The following is a 16,998-nucleotide window of genomic DNA, read 5'->3' on the forward strand; positions in this document are numbered from 1 at the left end:
TTCGGACGTGACCGGTTCAATCCTGTTGCATGAGTTTGGCGCAACAGATAACGCGTGTGCCGCGCGCCTTTGACCCCGAAAGAGGAAAAGAATTTGCTGATCTCATTCCTGATGTGGATACCCAAACGCGCGATCTGCTAAGCGGGACGGCCGGGTGCAGCCCATATCTGGCGTCCCTGATTGAAAAGCAAAAAGAATGGCTGCCCCAAGCGCTTTCGGACCCGCAAGCCGCGGTTGAGCAGGAATTGAAATCGGTCGCAGCGCTTCCTCCGGACGATTTGGCGGATAACCTGCGCCGGTCAAAACAACGTATTGCGCTGATCACGGCGCTGGCTGATTTGGGCGGGGCCTGGTCTTTGGCGCAGGTGACCGCAGCGCTGACCGAATTTGCTGACGCAGCCACACATGTCGCAATAACAGCCGCTGTCGGTAAACAGATCAAACGCAAAAAACTGCCGGGTGCGACGGAAGCAGATATATCTGATGCCGCAGGGCTGAGCGTACTTGCCATGGGTAAGATGGGCGCCGGCGAGCTAAATTATTCGTCCGATATCGACCTGATATGCCTGTTTGACGAGACGCGCTACGATCCTGATGACTTCTTTACGGTTCGGCAGGCATTTGTGCGGGCCACGCGCGAGATGTGTAGCCTGCTGAGCGATAAGACCGCGCTTGGGTATGTGTTCCGAACCGACCTCAGACTCCGACCGGATCCATCCGTAACCCCGGTGTGCATCGCAATGGAGGCAGCGGAGCAATATTACGAGAGCCTTGGCCGTACTTGGGAGCGTGCGGCATACATCAAGGCCAGACCAGCCGCAGGTGATCTGGGGGCAGGCCAAGCTTTTCTGGACCGGCTGACACCGTTTGTCTGGCGGCGTCATCTCGACTTTGCGGCAATCCAAGACGCGCATGATATGCGGCTTGCGATCCGCGCGCACAAAAGCCTTGGTGGCCCGATTACTTTGCCTGACCACAATATGAAGCTCGGGCGTGGCGGCATTCGGGAAATCGAGTTTTTCACGCAGACGCGTCAACTGATCGCCGGAGGCCGCGATGTGGAACTGCGTTGTCGGGGTACAGTGCAAGGGCTGCACGTTCTGGCTCGAAAGGGGTGGGTACCTGCTGCGGACGCTGAAGAATTGGAAAAACACTACGTCGCACACCGAACCGTCGAGCACCGCTTGCAGATGGTGCAGGATGCGCGCACGCACTCCTTGCCGGTGTCGGAAGAAGGGTTTGAACGGTTGGCCGCCATGATGGATCAGGACGTTGTGTCGCTGAAGTCAGAGATCGCCGAACGGCTTGCCGCAGTACACAGCAAAACGGAAGGTTTTTTTGCCCCCAGCGATGTGGTCGATCCCGATCCCGAGCCGCCTGTGTTCGATGAGGCGATCCTCAGCCGGTGGGTCAGCTATCCGGCCCTGCGCAGCACGCGTAGCCGCGAAGTATTTGCACGGCTGCGGCCAGATTTGCTCGCCCGGCTCGAAGGTGTGGCGCGCCCGCAGGAAGCTTTGCTGGCCTTTGACGGGTTTTTGTCGGGATTGCCTGCCGGTGTGCAGCTTTTCTCCCTGCTAGAGGCCAATCCGACTCTGACAGATCTGTTGATTGATGTTGTCGGCACCTCTCCTGCACTCGGTCAGTATCTGGCGCGAAATGCCGGTGTGTTTGATGCAGTGATCGGTGGTGATTTCTTTACCGGCTGGCCTGGGCAAGGTGGGTTGGAGGATCTGTTATCAGCGGCACTGGCACAAGAGGCTGATTACGAATCCAAGCTTGACCAGACGCGGCGGTGGTTCAAAGAGTGGCATTTCCGCGTTGGTGTGCACCTGCTGCGGGGACTTATCGCACCGCAGGAAGCGCGGCATCAGTACACTGATCTTGCCCGCGCAGTTCTGCGTGTCTTATGGCCTGTCGTCGGGGCTGAATTTGCGGTGAAACATGGTAAAGCGCCGGGCAGAGGCGGCATTGTACTGGGGATGGGGTCACTAGGCGCGGCCATGGTTCACGCGGGTTCGGATCTCGATCTGATCGTCATTTATGATCCTGATGGTCAGGATATGTCGGAGGGCAAAAAGCCCCTACCATCAAGGGCATATTACGCGCGGCTCACGCAAAGCTTTATTACTGCGCTGAGCGCGCCGATGGCGCAAGGTAAGCTATTTGACGTGGACATGCGCCTGCGTCCCTCGGGTAACCAAGGGCCGGTCGCGACGAGCTGGCCGGCTTTCACTGCCTATCAGGAAAACGAAGCCTGGTTATGGGAGCATTTGGCGTTAACGCGCGCCAGAGTCGTCGCCGGGCCGGACACATTGGCAGGCGATGTCTCTGCTTTCAGAGCAGCGCTGCTTTCTGGCGAGCGGGATACCGAAGAAGTGTTTACGCAGGTCGCGCAGATGCGCGATCGCATTGCCGGTGCCAAGTCACCTACCGGTGTCTGGGATGTACGTATTGGGTCCGGCAGGTTGCAAGATATCGAATTGCTGGCGCAAGCCGGGAACCTGCTGTCGGGGGCTGCTGGAAGTAGCACACGGGAAGGTTTGACCGCCGCCGTGAAACATGGGGTCTTTTCTGACAGCGACGCCGCAGTTTTGCACGCGCATGCGGCGCTTTATGCCGATTTGCGTTCTGCCGTTCAGTTGCTGACCGACGGCCCTATAGATCCTGAAAGCCTCGGAAAGCAGGGACAGCAATTTGTCTGCCGCGCGGTCAATTTCGACAATATTGCTGCGCTTGAGAAACATCTTGCGCAGAGTTATGAGAAAAACACACGTATTATCAGTGATGTACTGGCCAGATATGAAAAGAGGGACGGGCGGGATGAAAGGTGATGAAAATGATCCGAAAGGGCTGATCTTTGAATCCTATCAGATTGAAAACATTACCACAGAAGAGTGTCGTTCCATCTTTCTGGACTGGGCCCTGAGCATGCCGATTGAGCGTGAAACCGGGCAAGTGCTACGCAGTCTGATTGCCCAATACGGAGGCGACTTTCCGGATCACCCCATGACACAAGTCATGTCTGAGGGCCTGAAAGGGATGGCCGCGCCGCGCAGGCGTGGCGGCTGGCGCGGACGGGCCCGTAACTGAACCTTTGCGGGCAGATGCCCCAAATTTAGAGAAAATTTGCCTCAATTTCGCCGAGTTCGCGCGCGACAAGCGCTTAGAACCAGAAAAGGTGCGCCAAAAAAGCACCCGAGGAGAGCGAAATGACAATATTCAAACTGATTGCGAGCATCGCGCTTGCGGCCGTCGTATCCGGCTGTGCGTCGATCGAGTTTCCAAGCCGGAACGCGCCATTTGAACAAACGCCATCTGTGCAGGCGCTGACAGAAGCGGATTTTAATGCACCAGTCTTCGGACAGGCGATGCCGAGCTATCGGGTCGAGCAAGTCAATGTTATCGTCCCGGACAGCCTAATCGTATCAGAGGCCAACCGCTACTATCCCAGTGGTGACATCGTGTGGCGCGAAGACCCTCCCGGTGACCGGCACCAGCAAGTGGCCGCAATTCTTGAAGATGCAATGGCCCGCGGAACCGCGCGCGTTCAAGGGCAGGTGCCAGTCATAATTGATGTACAACTTTTGCGCTTTCACGCGCTGACCGAAAAGACCCGTTACACCGTGGGCGGTGTACACTCGATCAAATTCGGCCTGTCGATCCGCAGTGCCGAAACCGGTCTGCTTTTGGAGGAACGCCGCGTTGTTCAGGCGGATTTGTTGGGGTACGGTGGCCAGCGTGCCATTGCAGCCGAACGTCAGGGGCAGACGCAAAAGGTACGCATCACTGCGCATCTCGCCAAAGTGATCGAAGAAGAACTGACAACACCAGACGGCTTTGAAAATCCGAACCTTGGCATGATCCAGGTTCTGAACAACCGTTTCTGATCTTTCATCAGTCTATAAATGTGATTACAGGAGGGCGCTATGACAGCGCCCTTTTCCAATTCCGCTCCTGTGCCCGTTGTGCGCCTGAAACCAAAGGCTAACGCTCGGGCAATTCGCCACGGGTATCCGTGGGTGTACTCCAATGAACTGGTCACCGATCGCCGCACGCGCGCGCTCGCACCGGGCACGGTGGCGCGGTTGGAAGATGAGAACCGGGCGCCACTCGGTGTCGTAGCAGTGAATCCGTTGTCCAAGATCATGTGCAGGATGCTCGATAGAAACCCGGAGGCTTATATTGATGCTGATTGGTTTCGCGCACGTCTCAAGCGGGCACTAGCCGCGCGAAAGCGGATGTTCTCGGAACCTTTCTATCGACTGATCCATGCAGAAGCGGACGGTCTGCCCGGTGTCATCATCGATCGATTTGGCGATTCTTGTGTCGTCCAGCCTAACGCGGCCTGGGCGGATCAGCGCATCGATTTGCTTGCTGCGGAACTGGCCCGTGTCACCGGCGTAGCCAATGTGCTCAAAAATGCGTCGGGACGTACCCGCGCGCTTGAAGGGCTGGATGATGTCAGCTGTGTACTTTTAGGTCAGGCACCACAAGCACCTGTTTGCGTGCCAATGAACGGTGCGTCTTATATGGCAGACCTTACTAGCGGCCAGAAAACCGGGATTTTCTACGATCAACGGCCCAATCACGCATTTGCGGCCTCGTTGGCGCGGGGGGCGGAGGTTTTGGACGTATTCAGCCATGTGGGAGGGTTTTCGTTGGCGTGCCTTGCTGCGGGAGCTTTGCATGCCACCGCGGTTGATGCGTCCCATGCGGCACTGAAACTGGCGGCGGAAGGCGCGGCGGCAACAAAGGTTGATCAGCAATTCACGACGGTTCAGGGAGACGCCTTTGATGTTCTGACCCGTCTGGGTGAGCAAGGGGCCCAATTTGATATCGTCGTGTGCGACCCGCCGGCATTCGCCCCTGCCAAACCGGCGCTGGAAGCAGGACTGCGCGCATACGAAAGGATCGCCCGCTTGGCGGCACCGCTCGTGCGGGAAGGCGGTGTGCTGGGCCTGTGTTCCTGTTCGCATGCGGCCGATATAACATCCTTTCGCCGCGCCAGTGTGCGCGGCATCGGACGAAGTGGACGCTCCCCTCGTGTGATCTACACAGGCTTTGCAGGGCCGGACCATCCGCAGCTGCCGCAACTGGCGGAAAGCGGTTATCTCAAGTCAATTTTCTTTCAGCTCTAGTTTGATGAGGATCCTGATTGATACCTGCGTGCTCTATCCGACAGTGATGCGCGAGGTCCTTGTGGGGGTAGCAGAGCAGGGGGTTTTCACACCCTTGTGGTCAGAACGCATTTTGGAAGAATGGGCGCGCGCAGCCGTCAAACTCGGCCCGACAGGGGAGGCGCAAGCGCGGGCGGAAATCGCCCTGCTGCGCGCACGGTTTCCCAAAAGCGAAGTTGATGTATCAACTCGTACAGTGGCACGCCTCTGGCTGCCGGATGCAGACGATATTCATGTGTTGGCGGCAGCGGTTTGTGGGAATGCCGACAGTATCATGACACTGAACGCAAAAGACTTTCCGCGAAATCTGCTCGCCGAAGAAGACCTTTTAAGGGTCGATCCGGACAGCTATCTGATGATGGTGTGGCAGAACCACCCAGACGTGGTCGAGGGTGTGGCGCAAAGCGTCCTGTCTACGGCTAACCGGATGTCAGGCACCGCGTGGGAATTGCGGGCGTTGCTGAAGAAAGCGCGGTTGCCGCGATTGGCAAAAGCATTGACTCAGGTTTCGTGACGCCCGGACCATTTCAGCTCGAGTGCTTGCAGCGCTGTAATGCGATCCGCCGTTTTTGGATGGCTGAGCAACCATGCAGGCGCCGTGCCACCTTGTGATGCGGTTAGCGCCTCAAGCTTATTGAACAGGCTTATTTGCGGGCCGATTCCGATGCCCGCCTTGGTTAGCAGCGCTGCGGCATAGGCATCTGCCTCGTATTCATCCTGCCGTGATAGTCTTGCGGAAACCAGAGAGGCGACAAAGCTGGCAATCAGAGGGCCAATACCGGGCACAAAGCGTCCGATAACCATGGCGAGTGCTGTGCGCAGGGCATTCTGACCGGAAAAGTCGATCATCCGCCGCCGCGAATGGCCGAGTGCCACATGGCCAAGTTCATGGGCAATAACACTGGCCATTTCATCGGCCGAGACCTCACCGGCGCGAAACTTGTTATAGAATCCGCGCGTGATGAAGATGCGCCCGTCCGGTGCCGCGAGGCCGTTGACCGGATCAATTTCATAAATGTGAACCCGCACCTTATCCACTTCGAGCGCCGCTGCCATTCGGTCGGCCATGACCCTCAGCATGGGATCGGCAAGCTCGGTCGAGCGCGAATCGAGCTCCTTGCTCGTCCGCCACGCCGAAAACCGATACATGATTACGCCATAGACGATGGCAAGGAGAATGGGCGTAAGCTTCAACATGATCGAGATATGGTGCTGGAAGATATGTTCGGCAAGCTGCGGGTGCCTCCGTTGGGGATTTTTTGGATCAAAGTAGGCTCTGGCTATCGGCTGAGAACTTTCATCCCCCGTTCTATGCCTGACAAGGTCATTGGCACCATTGCGTCAGGCCCGATGACCTCTTGAATCATCGAAATGGATTGGGTGTAGGGCCAATATTTCTCAGGGATCGGGTTGATCCACAAAAGAGACGGCCATTGGTCACGGGTGCGCGCCAGCCATGTCGCGCCGCTTTCGGCATTCCAGTGTTCCGATGCACCCCCCGGATACGCGACTTCGTAAGGTGACATGGATGCGTCCCCCACAAATATGCATTTGTAATCCGCGCCATAAGTGCGCAGCACTTCGTGGGTGGGTATCTGGGCATCCCAGCGGCGTCTGTTGTCCCGCCACACCCCCTCGTAAAGGCAATTGTGGAAATAGTAGTATTCCATGTGCTTGAATTCGGCACGCGCGGCGGAGAACAGTTCTTCGACGACCTTGACGTGGGCATCCATTGATCCGCCAACATCCAGAAACAGCAGCACCTTTACGGCATTGCGCCGCTCGGGCCTCGTTTTCACGTCAAGATAGCCGTGTTCGGCTGTGGCGCGAATAGTGCCGCCGAGATCAAGCTCCTGCTCGGCGCCGTCGCGGGCCCATTTGCGCAGACGTTTCAGAGCAACCTTGATATTGCGGGTGCCAAGCTCGACCGTGTCGTCGAGGTTTTTGAATTCTCGCTTGTCCCAAACTTTGGTTGCCCGTTGATGACGCGAGCGGTCCTGACCGATGCGGACACCTTCGGGGTTATAGCCATAGGCTCCGAATGGAGAGGTCCCAGCCGTTCCGACCCATTTGTTCCCACCCTGATGGCGCCCTTTTTGTTCTTCGAGACGCTTTTTCAGCGTCTCCATGAGCTTGTCAAAGCCGCCCAAGGCCTCGATTTCTGCCTTTTCGGCGTCGCTGAGATGTTTTTCAGCCATTTTCTGCAACCATTCGCGCGGGATATCGACAGCTTCGAGCACATCTTCGGTGGATATGTTTTCCAACCCGGAAAAAGTGGCGCTGAAGGCTCTATCGAATTTGTCTATGTTGCGCTCGTCCTTGACCAGCGTCAGACGCGCCAGGTAGTAGAACGCCTCGACGTCGTAGGTTGCCAGCCCTGCATGGACACCTTCAAGAAAAGACAAGAACTCTCGAAGTGAAACCGGCACGCCGTGCGCGCGCAATTTGTCAAAGAACGGCAGGAACATCGGTTAGCTGACCATGCGATCAATGACGACCGTGAGAACCATGCCCACGATCATGAAAGCCATCGCATACCCGGCTGCATATTGGGCAATGTCCTTGCGGTTTCCCTTACGTCGAAAAGCCGTCATGCCGCCGACGATCGCACCAGCGAGGGCTGCGAATATTACGATCATTTGAATTCTCTTTTTCTTACCAGTGCTCAACCTAGCACATCAGCGCCACTCAAACAGGGGCAGGTATCGGGTTCAAAGCGGCAATTTCGCGCAGTTTTGCCCGAACGGCCCAATCCGCACCAAATCCGTAGCGCGCCCAGCCTAGCGTCTCGCGGCGCAAACTGCTGGCCTCTCTGCCGCGACCCATGGCATCCAAGCTTTCCGCGCGCAACAATTGCAAGGTCGCGAGCAGAGCCGCGTTTTGTGACCTTTCTGCAATTTTCACATGCGCACGTGCAATCCGTTCGGCTTCGGCCGGGTTGCCTTGGGCGAGCGCGAACGCGGAAAGCTGTGTTGCGACATAGGCCCGATGCAGACGGGTTTGCGGAGAGCGGGCATAGAATTGATCGGCGAGCAAATACTGCTGATGTGCCGCGATGCTGTTGGTTCCCTGTAGCAAACGGCCCTTGGCGTAATGGGCAAAGGCCCGCCGGTTGTCTGTCCAGCCTCGGCTTGCTGCGATGCGCAAGGCTTCATCTGCCGCCGTGCGCCGGTCAGAAATCCTGGCGCCGGGCCCCAGCGCTGTTTGAATGGATTGCGCATAGGACAGTGGCGTCGGCGACGCGGGGGCCGGTACCGCGCGGCCGCCTGAGGGATTAATCCGTGCTAGCACCTGAGGCAGGCGGGCCTCCACATCTGACCGAAGCATACCCGACTGCAATGTGGGGTCGTATGTTATGCGCAAGATCAGCATGTCAAATCCGGTCAAAACCGTATGGACATTATCGTCGTTGAACACAGAGTTAGGCAGTCGGTACAGATCGTTCAGCGGACCCAGTGCCTGCGCGAGTTCTTCATGCAGGCAATCACGCATTTCTTGCGGGCTTGCGTCACTTGGAACGAAAATCGCAATACGTTCCCGTACTGACAGCGCGGCCCAATTGGTCCGTGGACTGCGCCGCGCGGATCGAAACTCCTGCAGGGAACTAACGTTCGGGGCCACAAAACAGGCTGCTTGTGGCAGCACAGCCTGAATGGACGCACGTGGGACAGCCTCGACAGTGATGCTAGCTGCGGGTTGACGTGTTTGGACGATCTCAATCCCTGCTTCGCGTCGCAACCGGGTCAAAAGCGCTGCGAGATCGGTATTAAGTGATTTTGGCGGGCGCCCTGTCACGCGCAGGCTGATGGGCCCTTCAAAGCGGGTAAAGCGGTCAAGCTGGCGCCCACTTTCCATTTCAAACGACAATTCCATAAAGTCACGAAACAGCGCGGCGTTGGAAATAGTCGGGCGGGCTGGCGACCGGACCGCGAAAGTTTTCATCGGGGGAAGGCTGCTGTCCATTGCAACCGCGCGTGACGCTGTCTCGGATTGCTGAACCGGAGCACAGGCGCAAAGCAGCATTAGCAGAAACAAGTAAAGACGCGATCTCACGAGCGGTTATACTTTATAAATGGCGTTTTGACGCCGATACGATCATAGAGTTGTCGTGCCGTTGTGTTGAAGTCTTGTGTCAGCCAGTAAACCCCCGGTGCACTTTCTTCATCGGCAGCCGCATAAACAGCTTCAATCAAGGCGCGTCCCACGCCCATGCCTCGTATTTCAGGGTCGGCATAAAGGTCTTGCAGGTAGCACACGTTTTCAATCGACCAGCCATGCCGGTGGAACAGAAAATGTGCCAAACCAACGGCTTGACCGTCAATTTCAGCTATAAGCCCGGTGTAATCCTGCGGATCGTTGCCCAGCAACCGGTCAAAATACGTGTCGAAAATTTCATCAGAGCGTTCGGTGCCGTAAAAAGCGAGATACGCTTTCCATAGCCGCGACCATTCCGGTTTGTCGTCCGGACGTAGCGGACGCACCACAACCTGTGGTTTTCCTGCCATTTTTCCTGCCTGCTTCGATAAGCCAGTTTATTGTGGGTCTTCTTGCCCTTAGGCTGATGAAAGCACTTCGTCCCTCACATGGCAAGGGCCGCCGTTGCGATTCCGCAAAACTGTGTTCGGCGTGTTTTGTCAGCGTCCGCTGCGCGCCATAAACGCAAGCCGTTCAAACAAATGCACGTCTTGTTCATTTTTGAGAAGGGCGCCGTGAAGCTTTGGCAGCGCGCTAGCGCCCGAAGACTTCAGATCCTCGGCCGTCAGGTCTTCGGCCAGTAACAGTTTGAGCCAATCCAGCACCTCTGACGTCGACGGTTTTTTCTTTAGCCCGGCCTGATCACGTATTTCATAGAACTGGGTCAGTGCGGTCGTAAGCAGGTTTTCCTTGATGCCGGGGTGGTGGACCTCGACGATTTTGCGCAATGTTTCCATGTCGGGAAAGCGGATATAGTGGAAGAAACAGCGGCGCAAAAACGCGTCGGGTAGTTCCTTTTCGTTATTGGATGTTATGATAACGACAGGGCGGTGTTTGGCACGAATTGTCTCACCGGTTTCGTACACAAAGAACTCCATCTTATCGAGTTCCTGCAACAAATCGTTCGGGAACTCGATGTCCGCTTTATCTACCTCGTCGATCAGCAGAACGACTTTTTGTTCCGATTCAAATGCCTGCCACAGCTTGCCTTTTCGGATGTAGTTTTTCACGTCATGAACGCGTTCTTCGCCCAGCTGGCTATCGCGAAGACGGCTTACAGCGTCATATTCGTACAACCCCTGCTGCGCCCGTGTGGTTGACTTGATGTTCCATTCAATCATCTCCAAGCCAAGCGCCAAAGCGACCTGACGTGCGAGTTCGGTCTTGCCTGTTCCGGGCTCGCCTTTCACCAAAAGAGGACGTTCCAAGGTTACTGATGCATTTACGGCAACAGTAAGGTCGTCAGTGGCGACGTAATCGGCGGTTCCTTGGAATTTCATTATCCTGTCAATCCCTTGCAGCAAGTTTGTCAAGTGCAAATTCGCGTCGAATTGTCCCAAATGTGTAGTGACAACCACACCCCTCTGCGCTACACGCTTGGCTTAGGGGTTCTTGGCCTAAAGGACAAGGTGCGGATGCAAAACGCTCGCCACGTTGAGGGGAACAAAATGAAGCAGGAATTGTTTTTGCCGGACGATTATCGTCCCGCAGAAGACGAGCCGTTCATGAATGATCGGCAACTGGAGTATTTTCGTAGAAAGCTTTTGAACTGGCGCGCTGAGTTGCTTGCAGGCAGCAAAGACACCATCGAAGGTCTTCAGGACGGCACACGCAACATTCCAGATGTCGCGGACCGCGCGTCCGAGGAAACGGACCGTGCGCTGGAACTACGGACACGCGACCGTCAGCGCAAGCTGGTCAGCAAGATCGATGGTGCATTGCGCCGCATCGAAGAGGGTGAATTCGGTTATTGCTCGGTCACGGGCGAGCCAATTTCGCTCAAACGCTTGGACGCACGTCCGATCGCGACTATGAGCCTCGAAGCGCAGGAACGCCACGAGCGTCGGGAAAAAGTACATCGCGACGACTGATCGCCGCGTACGGCAGGAATGAATTGATTGGGCGTTGAGGCGTGTGTCTCGGCGCCCTTTGTTTGACGGATATGTGACGATGGTCAGTAACGCGATTGTTGTGGGAGGGGGGATTGGCGGCCTCGCAGCAGCGGCGCTGCTCGCCCGGCGCGGCGTTGCCGTGACCTTGGTTGAACAGGCTCCTGACCTTGGCGAAATCGGCGCAGGGCTTCAGATCAGTCCAAACGGCTTGGCCGTTTTGCGCGATTTGGGGTTGCAAAGCAGCCTTGATCGGATGGGAGCCGTTCGGGCGCAAGCCGTCTCGCTGACGGATTACCAAGGCGGCACGGAAGTGGCGCGACTGGATCTGTCGAAACTGGGTGATCAACAATACTTCTTTGTGCATCGGGCCGATCTTGTCGGATTGCTCGCACGTGCGGCACGTCAGGCAAATGTTTCGATGGAACTAGGACGACGGGTTACGGCCGTCACACCCGGGCCTATCTCGCAAATCAGCTTTGAAGACGGTGGAACATCGCGCGCCGAATTGATCGTTTGCGCGGATGGTCTGCGCTCGATCGGACGGGCGGCCTTGAATGGTGATGCAAAGCCGACATTCACCGGACAGGTTGCCTGGCGCGCGCTCATTCCCTGTGCGGACCCGCAACCGGTTGCCACAGTCACCATGGGTCCGGGCCGGCACATTGTCAGTTATCCGCTGCGCAACGGGGCATTGACCAACATCGTCGCTGTTCAGGAACGCGACGCTTGGGCCGAGGAAGGCTGGCATCACACAGATGAGCCTGCAAACCTTCGCGCTGCTTTTGCCGATTTTTCCGGCCCTTCCGCGTCTATTCTGAGCGCTGTGACCCGCGTAAATCTTTGGGGCCTGTTCCGGCACCCGGTGGCAGCGCGATGGGTGGAACACGGAACCGTTTTGCTGGGCGACGCCGCGCATCCGACTTTGCCGTTTCTGGCACAAGGTGCAAATCTGGCTTTGGAAGATGCATGGGTTTTGGCAAACACAGTCCAAACCGGACGTGCTCTGAGCGCCTATCAAACAGCCCGACATTCGCGCGTGTCCAAGGTGATTGATGCCGCAAGCGGGAATGCGTGGAAGTATCACATGAAACCGGGCTTGCCGCGCCGTACAGCCCACATTGCCTTGTCACTGGGCAGCAGGCTGGCGCCCGGACTGATGCTGCGCCAGTTCGATTGGATTTACCGTCACGACGTGACGCGCACGGCTTCTCAGCCCGCGCGCTGAAGCATTCCAAAAAGGTCGCGAGGGTCGTCCGGATCGGCGAGCAGGTCAAGCGCGTGAAAGAATTCTGTCTGCCTGATCTTGTCGCGAACGTACCGCAAGGCACTGAAGTCTTCGATCGCAAAGCCAACCGAGTCGAAAAGCGTGATTTGCTTGTCCGATGTGCGGCCGGTCGCAGTTCCCGCCAGAACTTCCCAGATTTCGGTGACCGGATGATTTTCATCCAGTTGTTGGATTTCGCCTTCAACGCGAGTCTGGTCAGGAAATTCCACAAAGATATCAGAGCGGTGCAGGATAGCAGGCGCCAATTCTGTCTTTCCAGGACAATCGCCACCGATGGCATTTATGTGCACGCCTGCGCCAACCATGTTGTCGGTCAAAATCGTGGCATACTGCTTGTCCGCCGTACAGGTGGTGATGATCTCTGCGCCGAGCATTGCGTCCTCTGCGCTCGCGCATCGGACAACTTTCAACCCGGAGCCCTCCAGATTGGCTGCGCATTTCTCTGTGGCGCGCGGGTCAATGTCATAAAGCCGAACCTCCTTTATCCCACAGACGGCTTTCATCGCGAGGCTTTGAAATTCTGATTGCGCGCCATTGCCGATCATGGCCATCGTCTTGGCACCTGTCGGGGCAAGCAGGCGCGCGACCAGTGCCGAAGTTGCGGCGGTTCGCATCGCAGTCAGCATCGTCATTTCCGACAAAAGAACCGGATAACCGCTGCCCACATCGGCAAGAAGCCCAAAGGCTGTGACGGTCTGTAATCCTTCGGCGGTGTTTTTTGGGTGACCATTCACATATTTAAAGCCGTAAACCTCGCCGTCAGAGGTCGGCATCAACTCTATGACACCTTCCTTTGAATGGCTGGCCACCCGCGGCGTCTTGTCAAAAAGTTGCCAACGCTTGAAGTCGTCTTCGATGTACTGCGCCAGACCTGTCAGCATCTGTTCGATACCGACGTGGTGGATCAGCTTCATCATATGATCAACAGAGACAAAGGGCACGAGTGCTTTGTCTGAAGGGGCAATCAAGGTCATGGTGCGACTCCTTAAAGACTTCAGTAGGCGCGGGTAGGTCGGTCAAACACACGACGGCCCATCGCCGAGGCGGCCAGATCGACCATGACCTGCGCGGTTTTTCCGCGTTCGTCCAGAAACGGGTTCAACTCGACCAGATCGAGGGATGTCATCAGGCCGCTATCGTGCAGCATCTCCATGACCAAATGACCTTCGCGAACGGTGGCCCCGCCGGGAACTGTTGTGCCGACAGCGGGAGCGATGCTGGGGTCAAGGAAGTCTACGTCGAGCGATACGTGCAGCATCCCGTTGGATCCTGCTACGCGGTCCAGAAAGGCTGATAGTGGTTTGGCGATCCCGGTTTCATCAATCTCGCGCATGTCGACGCGCTGTATCGCTGTTTCCTGCAGGGCTACCCGCTCAGCCGCATCCACAGACCGTAGTCCAATGATTGCGACGTTTTCTTGTGGAAGTGTATATGGCAGTGGTGGAAATCCATCGAAGTCCGCGCGACCGGTTACGTAGCCCAAAGGAGTACCGTGCAGGTTTCCACTGTCGGTAGTCGCCAGCGTGTGAAAATCGCTATGCGCGTCAAGCCATAAGACGAACAGCGGCTGGCTTTTGGCCGCAGCGTAGCGCATGGCACCGAGCACTGTGCCAAGCGACAAGGCATGATCGCCTCCCATAAAGATCGGCATACCGTCTGCACAGGCTGCTTCCGCCGCGTCGGACAAGGCTTTCGTCCACGCTACGGTTTCCTCAAAAGCGTATAATTTTCCATCAGTGCTTGGAACATGAGGGGCAGGGGCAACATTCCCGCGGTCTTCCACCTTGTGCCCCAGCGAGGTCAAAGCTCCTGCTAGATCGGCCGTGCGATAGGCATCTGGCCCCATCAGGCAACCCCGTCTGCGTTTTCCGCTGTCGACCGGAGCACCGATCAAAATGCAATTCTGCTGAGACATATCATTCTCCATAATGGCGACTGTCCACGATATATGCGCCAGAATGGTGCGACAACAACTTGCCAAAATGCTCATAATGGTTAACCAATATCCATATTGGAGGGGAAAAATGGATGAATTGGATACAAAGCTTGTATTGGCGCTGCGTCAGGATGCACGCGCATCAATCTCTCAGTTGGCGGACACGCTTGGTTGGTCGCGGACGACCGTTCGCGCGCGTTTGTCACGATTGCAGCAATCAGGCGAAATAATCGGGTTTGCGCCGGTATTGAAAACCGACCAGCAGCGAGATCCGGTGCGGGGGCTTATGATGATTGCAATCGAGGGGCGCGGGACCGACCGGATTGTGCGCAGCCTCGTGTCGATGCCTTCCATTCGGCAGGTGCACGCAACAAACGGACGGTGGGACGTGATCGTAGAGATCGGCACCAACTCGCTCGAAGAATTTGATGCTGTCTTGGGGCAGGTACGCAGACTAGACGGTGTCACGGCAAGTGAAACGAGTTTGCTGCTCAAGACACGCAAGGCCATTTAAGCGCGACGCCAGGCCAACAACCAAACCACCATAAGAGCGAACGACACAACTCCATTCCAACCTGCCATGCTGATGCCAAACAGTTCCCATGGAATTTCGTCGCAGCGTACAAGTGGCGCCGAGAGGATTTGTTCCATCAAATCATCAGCGCTCAGATTGTCGATCGAGCCTGAGGAGCATGTTGACGGCCCCTCCCACCACCCTTGCTCCACGCCGACGTGATAAAATCCGATGGCCGAAGTGGTCGCCGCTGCAGCAGCTCCGACCAAAATCAGCCCGCGCGCTTTCAGTGTTATCGCCATGACCCCGATCATAATCGCAATGACGTGCGGGTATCGTTGCCATATGCAAAGCTTGCAGGGGGCCATGCCGCCGAGATGCTGAAAGCCGAGTGCTGCAACCATCAAACCGGCTGACCCCAGTGTTGCGAGTGCTAGCAAATTTGTACGCGTCATATCCCAAGCCATCCTTTGATAAGACTGACCAATGTGGCCCCGGCAAAAATAAGTGATGCGATCCACGCCGTCCCAAGCAGCATGCCCAGAATGACCATCAACCCGTCGCGCTGCAAAAGGCCTACGGCAATTATTACAACTGCAAATCCGGGAACCGTATTCGTCGCGGGTAGGGGAACAAGAATTGAGGCACTAAAGAGAACAAGCGCGAGCCCGACGATGCGGTCAAAGGGGCCCCGGGTCAGATTAGCAAGCCGTGGCCGGCTGATTGCTTCTATCCGGCGCAGCCAGGGTCGCGCCCGATCTGACAGCGTTTCCAAGCCCTGAACCGAGACTTTGCGCGCCGCCAGTCCTGCCGGGAGCCACGGTTTGTCCTGTCCGATCAAGATCTGCGCCGACACGAACATCAACGGCAACGCCACGATCTGAGGCAGACCATATAGAAACGGAATACAGCACGGCAAAGCAAGCACCAGCAGGAAAAGACCAAAGGCACGTTCGTGCAACTGGCTTAGTATCCAAGAAAGCGAAACGATTTCCTCAGAAGCGGATTGCGCCAACTGGTCAAGCCGTTCTGATATCGCCAAATCATTGACCTGCTGTTCCGTCAAAAAACTGCCTTTCGCGCTCATGCACGCCGCAAGCTTGCGTGCCTTTGTGCTTCGCCTAGCAAATTGCGGGGGCCTAGACCAGCGCCTCAGGTCGCATTCGTCGGTGGTTCAGTTTCTGTGTTGATAGGCATTCTTTTTTGGCTGGACGCGCTGTCAAAGCTTGAGTAAGCACAACTCAGTGCCCAAGTGGCGGAATGGTAGACGCAGGGGATTCAAAATCCCCCGCCTTCGGGCGTGCCGGTTCGAGTCCGGCCTTGGGTACCACCAACACGGTTTCTCGTGTTCCGCGCCGAATTCAAATCGAATGCTGACCTTGGATCGTAACTAGGCGCTCACGCCCCTGCCAAAACGAATCAACGTTGTATGCGCTTGCCACAATTGATTGTTCATTGTTGGCGATAGCTGGCAAATACCTGCACCCGCGTTGGATTGTTCGCAAGCGCAAGAATGTGCCGGACCAAATGTGGCCAGATTGTGCCGCTAAATTTCAAACGGTTGGCGTGGCCGCGCTGTTTCTTGCGACAGAACAATGATGTCCGGATTACGTGTAAGCACGAAGCGTTGTCGGTTGTTAATCGCCTGCGTTTATTGGACTTCGCGACATACCACGAAAGTGCGCGCAAGAAACAATATCAAAAATTAGTCATGTCTCCCAGCGCCTTACGCCGTCAAAAATTTGAACAGTGGCTGAGAATACGGCTTTTTTCGGACAATTTTCGCTTCTTTGTGTGGTCTCAATCGGTCAGGTTCGTTGTGACCAAGACGTGGTCGGGTGACGAGTGAACGTGATGATCACCGCCGTTTGAGTGTTCATTCGGTGATCTGTTGAAGCCCCCGGTGTCGTTGAAAGGTTATGTGGTGTTGCGCAAGGCCCGAGACACCGGGTCGGCTCAGGACGATGTGTGTGTTTGTGTAAACCGGTGCGCGTGTTTTT

Annotated in this window: 18 protein-coding genes and 1 tRNA gene; 9 read left to right on the forward strand and 10 right to left on the reverse strand. The window is 56.4% G+C overall.

The genetic code is table 11. The annotated features are described in order from the left end of the window. Window positions 1–29: 29 nt before the first annotated feature. From AC2D8V_RS15040 to AC2D8V_RS15060, 5 genes are all read left to right on the forward strand, one after another. A complete protein-coding gene (locus AC2D8V_RS15040; RefSeq protein ID WP_484734388.1) occupies window positions 30–2,831 on the forward strand; it encodes a [protein-PII] uridylyltransferase family protein in 2,802 nt (933 codons plus the stop codon). Further along, entirely contained in the window at window positions 2,821–3,090 is a 270-nt protein-coding gene (locus AC2D8V_RS15045) for a hypothetical protein (protein ID WP_484734389.1), read from the forward strand. The genes AC2D8V_RS15040 and AC2D8V_RS15045 overlap by 11 nt, the downstream gene beginning before the upstream one ends. Window positions 3,091–3,209: 119 nt before the next feature. Next, complete coding sequence (locus AC2D8V_RS15050) at window positions 3,210–3,887, forward strand: DUF6778 family protein (RefSeq protein ID WP_484734390.1); 678 nt, start codon at window positions 3,210–3,212, stop codon at window positions 3,885–3,887. 39 nt (window positions 3,888–3,926) lie between these two features. After that, entirely contained in the window at window positions 3,927–5,138 is a 1,212-nt protein-coding gene (locus AC2D8V_RS15055; protein WP_484734391.1) for an RSP_2647 family RNA methyltransferase, read from the forward strand. A gap of 4 nt (window positions 5,139–5,142) precedes the next feature. Next, window positions 5,143–5,691: an RSP_2648 family PIN domain-containing protein gene (locus AC2D8V_RS15060; RefSeq protein WP_484734392.1), complete on the forward strand. Its 549-nt coding sequence runs from the start codon at window positions 5,143–5,145 to the stop codon at window positions 5,689–5,691. Here the strand turns inward: AC2D8V_RS15060 and AC2D8V_RS15065 are convergent. From AC2D8V_RS15065 to AC2D8V_RS15090, 6 genes are all read right to left on the reverse strand, one after another. Further along, complete coding sequence (locus AC2D8V_RS15065; protein ID WP_484734393.1) at window positions 5,679–6,374, reverse strand: M48 family metalloprotease; 696 nt, start codon at window positions 6,372–6,374, stop codon at window positions 5,679–5,681. The genes AC2D8V_RS15060 and AC2D8V_RS15065 overlap by 13 nt on opposite strands. Window positions 6,375–6,457: 83 nt before the next feature. After that, a complete protein-coding gene (locus AC2D8V_RS15070) occupies window positions 6,458–7,645 on the reverse strand; it encodes a vWA domain-containing protein (RefSeq protein WP_484734394.1) in 1,188 nt (395 codons plus the stop codon). A gap of 3 nt (window positions 7,646–7,648) precedes the next feature. After that, window positions 7,649–7,816: an apolipoprotein acyltransferase gene (locus AC2D8V_RS15075; protein ID WP_484734395.1), complete on the reverse strand. Its 168-nt coding sequence runs from the start codon at window positions 7,814–7,816 to the stop codon at window positions 7,649–7,651. Between the two features lie 49 nt (window positions 7,817–7,865). Beyond that, complete coding sequence (locus AC2D8V_RS15080; protein ID WP_484734567.1) at window positions 7,866–9,200, reverse strand: DUF2927 domain-containing protein; 1,335 nt, start codon at window positions 9,198–9,200, stop codon at window positions 7,866–7,868. Window positions 9,201–9,226: 26 nt separating this feature from the next. Further along, entirely contained in the window at window positions 9,227–9,682 is a 456-nt protein-coding gene (locus tag AC2D8V_RS15085) for a GNAT family N-acetyltransferase (protein ID WP_484734396.1), read from the reverse strand. A 129-nt stretch (window positions 9,683–9,811) separates the two neighbouring features. Continuing rightward, window positions 9,812–10,651: an AAA family ATPase gene (locus AC2D8V_RS15090; protein ID WP_484734397.1), complete on the reverse strand. Its 840-nt coding sequence runs from the start codon at window positions 10,649–10,651 to the stop codon at window positions 9,812–9,814. A 168-nt stretch (window positions 10,652–10,819) separates the two neighbouring features. On the opposite strand from AC2D8V_RS15090, the gene dksA reads away from it, so the two are divergent. Continuing rightward, window positions 10,820–11,242: an RNA polymerase-binding protein DksA gene (gene dksA, locus AC2D8V_RS15095; protein ID WP_484734398.1), complete on the forward strand. Its 423-nt coding sequence runs from the start codon at window positions 10,820–10,822 to the stop codon at window positions 11,240–11,242. A 79-nt stretch (window positions 11,243–11,321) separates the two neighbouring features. After that, window positions 11,322–12,488, forward strand: a complete 1,167-nt coding sequence (locus AC2D8V_RS15100; RefSeq protein ID WP_484734568.1) for an FAD-dependent oxidoreductase — start codon at window positions 11,322–11,324, stop codon at window positions 12,486–12,488. On the opposite strand, the gene AC2D8V_RS15105 is transcribed toward AC2D8V_RS15100, so the two are convergent. Both AC2D8V_RS15105 and rocF read right to left on the reverse strand, forming a co-directional pair. After that, window positions 12,473–13,522: an ornithine cyclodeaminase gene (locus AC2D8V_RS15105; RefSeq protein WP_484734399.1), complete on the reverse strand. Its 1,050-nt coding sequence runs from the start codon at window positions 13,520–13,522 to the stop codon at window positions 12,473–12,475. The genes AC2D8V_RS15100 and AC2D8V_RS15105 overlap by 16 nt on opposite strands. Window positions 13,523–13,542: 20 nt before the next feature. Further along, window positions 13,543–14,463 (reverse strand): arginase, encoded by a 921-nt coding sequence (rocF, locus tag AC2D8V_RS15110; protein ID WP_484734400.1) that lies wholly within the window; start codon window positions 14,461–14,463, stop codon window positions 13,543–13,545. A 109-nt stretch (window positions 14,464–14,572) separates the two neighbouring features. Between rocF and AC2D8V_RS15115 the strand changes: the two genes are divergently transcribed. Next, complete coding sequence (locus AC2D8V_RS15115) at window positions 14,573–14,998, forward strand: Lrp/AsnC family transcriptional regulator (RefSeq protein WP_484734401.1); 426 nt, start codon at window positions 14,573–14,575, stop codon at window positions 14,996–14,998. Here AC2D8V_RS15115 and AC2D8V_RS15120 read toward each other — a convergent pair. Continuing rightward, entirely contained in the window at window positions 14,995–15,453 is a 459-nt protein-coding gene (locus AC2D8V_RS15120) for a disulfide bond formation protein B (RefSeq protein WP_484734402.1), read from the reverse strand. The two genes, AC2D8V_RS15115 and AC2D8V_RS15120, sit on opposite strands and share 4 nt — an antisense overlap. Continuing rightward, window positions 15,450–16,085, reverse strand: coding sequence for an exopolysaccharide biosynthesis protein (locus AC2D8V_RS15125; RefSeq protein WP_484734403.1), 636 nt, complete (start codon window positions 16,083–16,085; stop codon window positions 15,450–15,452). Before AC2D8V_RS15125 ends, AC2D8V_RS15120 begins: the two co-directional genes overlap by 4 nt. A gap of 159 nt (window positions 16,086–16,244) precedes the next feature. On the opposite strand from AC2D8V_RS15125, the gene AC2D8V_RS15130 reads away from it, so the two are divergent. Then, a tRNA-Leu gene (locus tag AC2D8V_RS15130) sits at window positions 16,245–16,328 on the forward strand. Window positions 16,329–16,998: the final 670 nt, after the last annotated feature.

The sequence above is a fragment of the Roseobacter sp. YIN89 genome (genome assembly GCF_057219365.1).

Coding starts and splice junctions, on each gene's coding strand:
- AC2D8V_RS15120 (WP_484734402.1), bottom strand. CDS start 15,453: ATGACGCGTACAAATTTGCTAGCACTCGCAACACTGGGGTCAGCCGGT.
- AC2D8V_RS15125 (WP_484734403.1), bottom strand. CDS start 16,085: ATGAGCGCGAAAGGCAGTTTTTTGACGGAACAGCAGGTCAATGATTTG.
- AC2D8V_RS15090 (WP_484734397.1), bottom strand. CDS start 10,651: ATGAAATTCCAAGGAACCGCCGATTACGTCGCCACTGACGACCTTACT.
- AC2D8V_RS15050 (WP_484734390.1), top strand. CDS start 3,210: ATGACAATATTCAAACTGATTGCGAGCATCGCGCTTGCGGCCGTCGTA.
- AC2D8V_RS15060 (WP_484734392.1), top strand. CDS start 5,143: ATGAGGATCCTGATTGATACCTGCGTGCTCTATCCGACAGTGATGCGC.
- AC2D8V_RS15100 (WP_484734568.1), top strand. CDS start 11,322: ATGGTCAGTAACGCGATTGTTGTGGGAGGGGGGATTGGCGGCCTCGCA.
- AC2D8V_RS15040 (WP_484734388.1), top strand. CDS start 30: ATGAGTTTGGCGCAACAGATAACGCGTGTGCCGCGCGCCTTTGACCCC.
- AC2D8V_RS15045 (WP_484734389.1), top strand. CDS start 2,821: ATGAAAGGTGATGAAAATGATCCGAAAGGGCTGATCTTTGAATCCTAT.
- dksA (WP_484734398.1), top strand. CDS start 10,820: ATGAAGCAGGAATTGTTTTTGCCGGACGATTATCGTCCCGCAGAAGAC.
- AC2D8V_RS15070 (WP_484734394.1), bottom strand. CDS start 7,645: ATGTTCCTGCCGTTCTTTGACAAATTGCGCGCGCACGGCGTGCCGGTT.
- AC2D8V_RS15055 (WP_484734391.1), top strand. CDS start 3,927: ATGACAGCGCCCTTTTCCAATTCCGCTCCTGTGCCCGTTGTGCGCCTG.
- AC2D8V_RS15075 (WP_484734395.1), bottom strand. CDS start 7,816: ATGATCGTAATATTCGCAGCCCTCGCTGGTGCGATCGTCGGCGGCATG.
- AC2D8V_RS15115 (WP_484734401.1), top strand. CDS start 14,573: ATGGATGAATTGGATACAAAGCTTGTATTGGCGCTGCGTCAGGATGCA.
- AC2D8V_RS15065 (WP_484734393.1), bottom strand. CDS start 6,374: ATGTTGAAGCTTACGCCCATTCTCCTTGCCATCGTCTATGGCGTAATC.
- AC2D8V_RS15080 (WP_484734567.1), bottom strand. CDS start 9,200: ATGCTGCTTTGCGCCTGTGCTCCGGTTCAGCAATCCGAGACAGCGTCA.
- AC2D8V_RS15105 (WP_484734399.1), bottom strand. CDS start 13,522: ATGACCTTGATTGCCCCTTCAGACAAAGCACTCGTGCCCTTTGTCTCT.
- rocF (WP_484734400.1), bottom strand. CDS start 14,463: ATGTCTCAGCAGAATTGCATTTTGATCGGTGCTCCGGTCGACAGCGGA.
- AC2D8V_RS15085 (WP_484734396.1), bottom strand. CDS start 9,682: ATGGCAGGAAAACCACAGGTTGTGGTGCGTCCGCTACGTCCGGACGAC.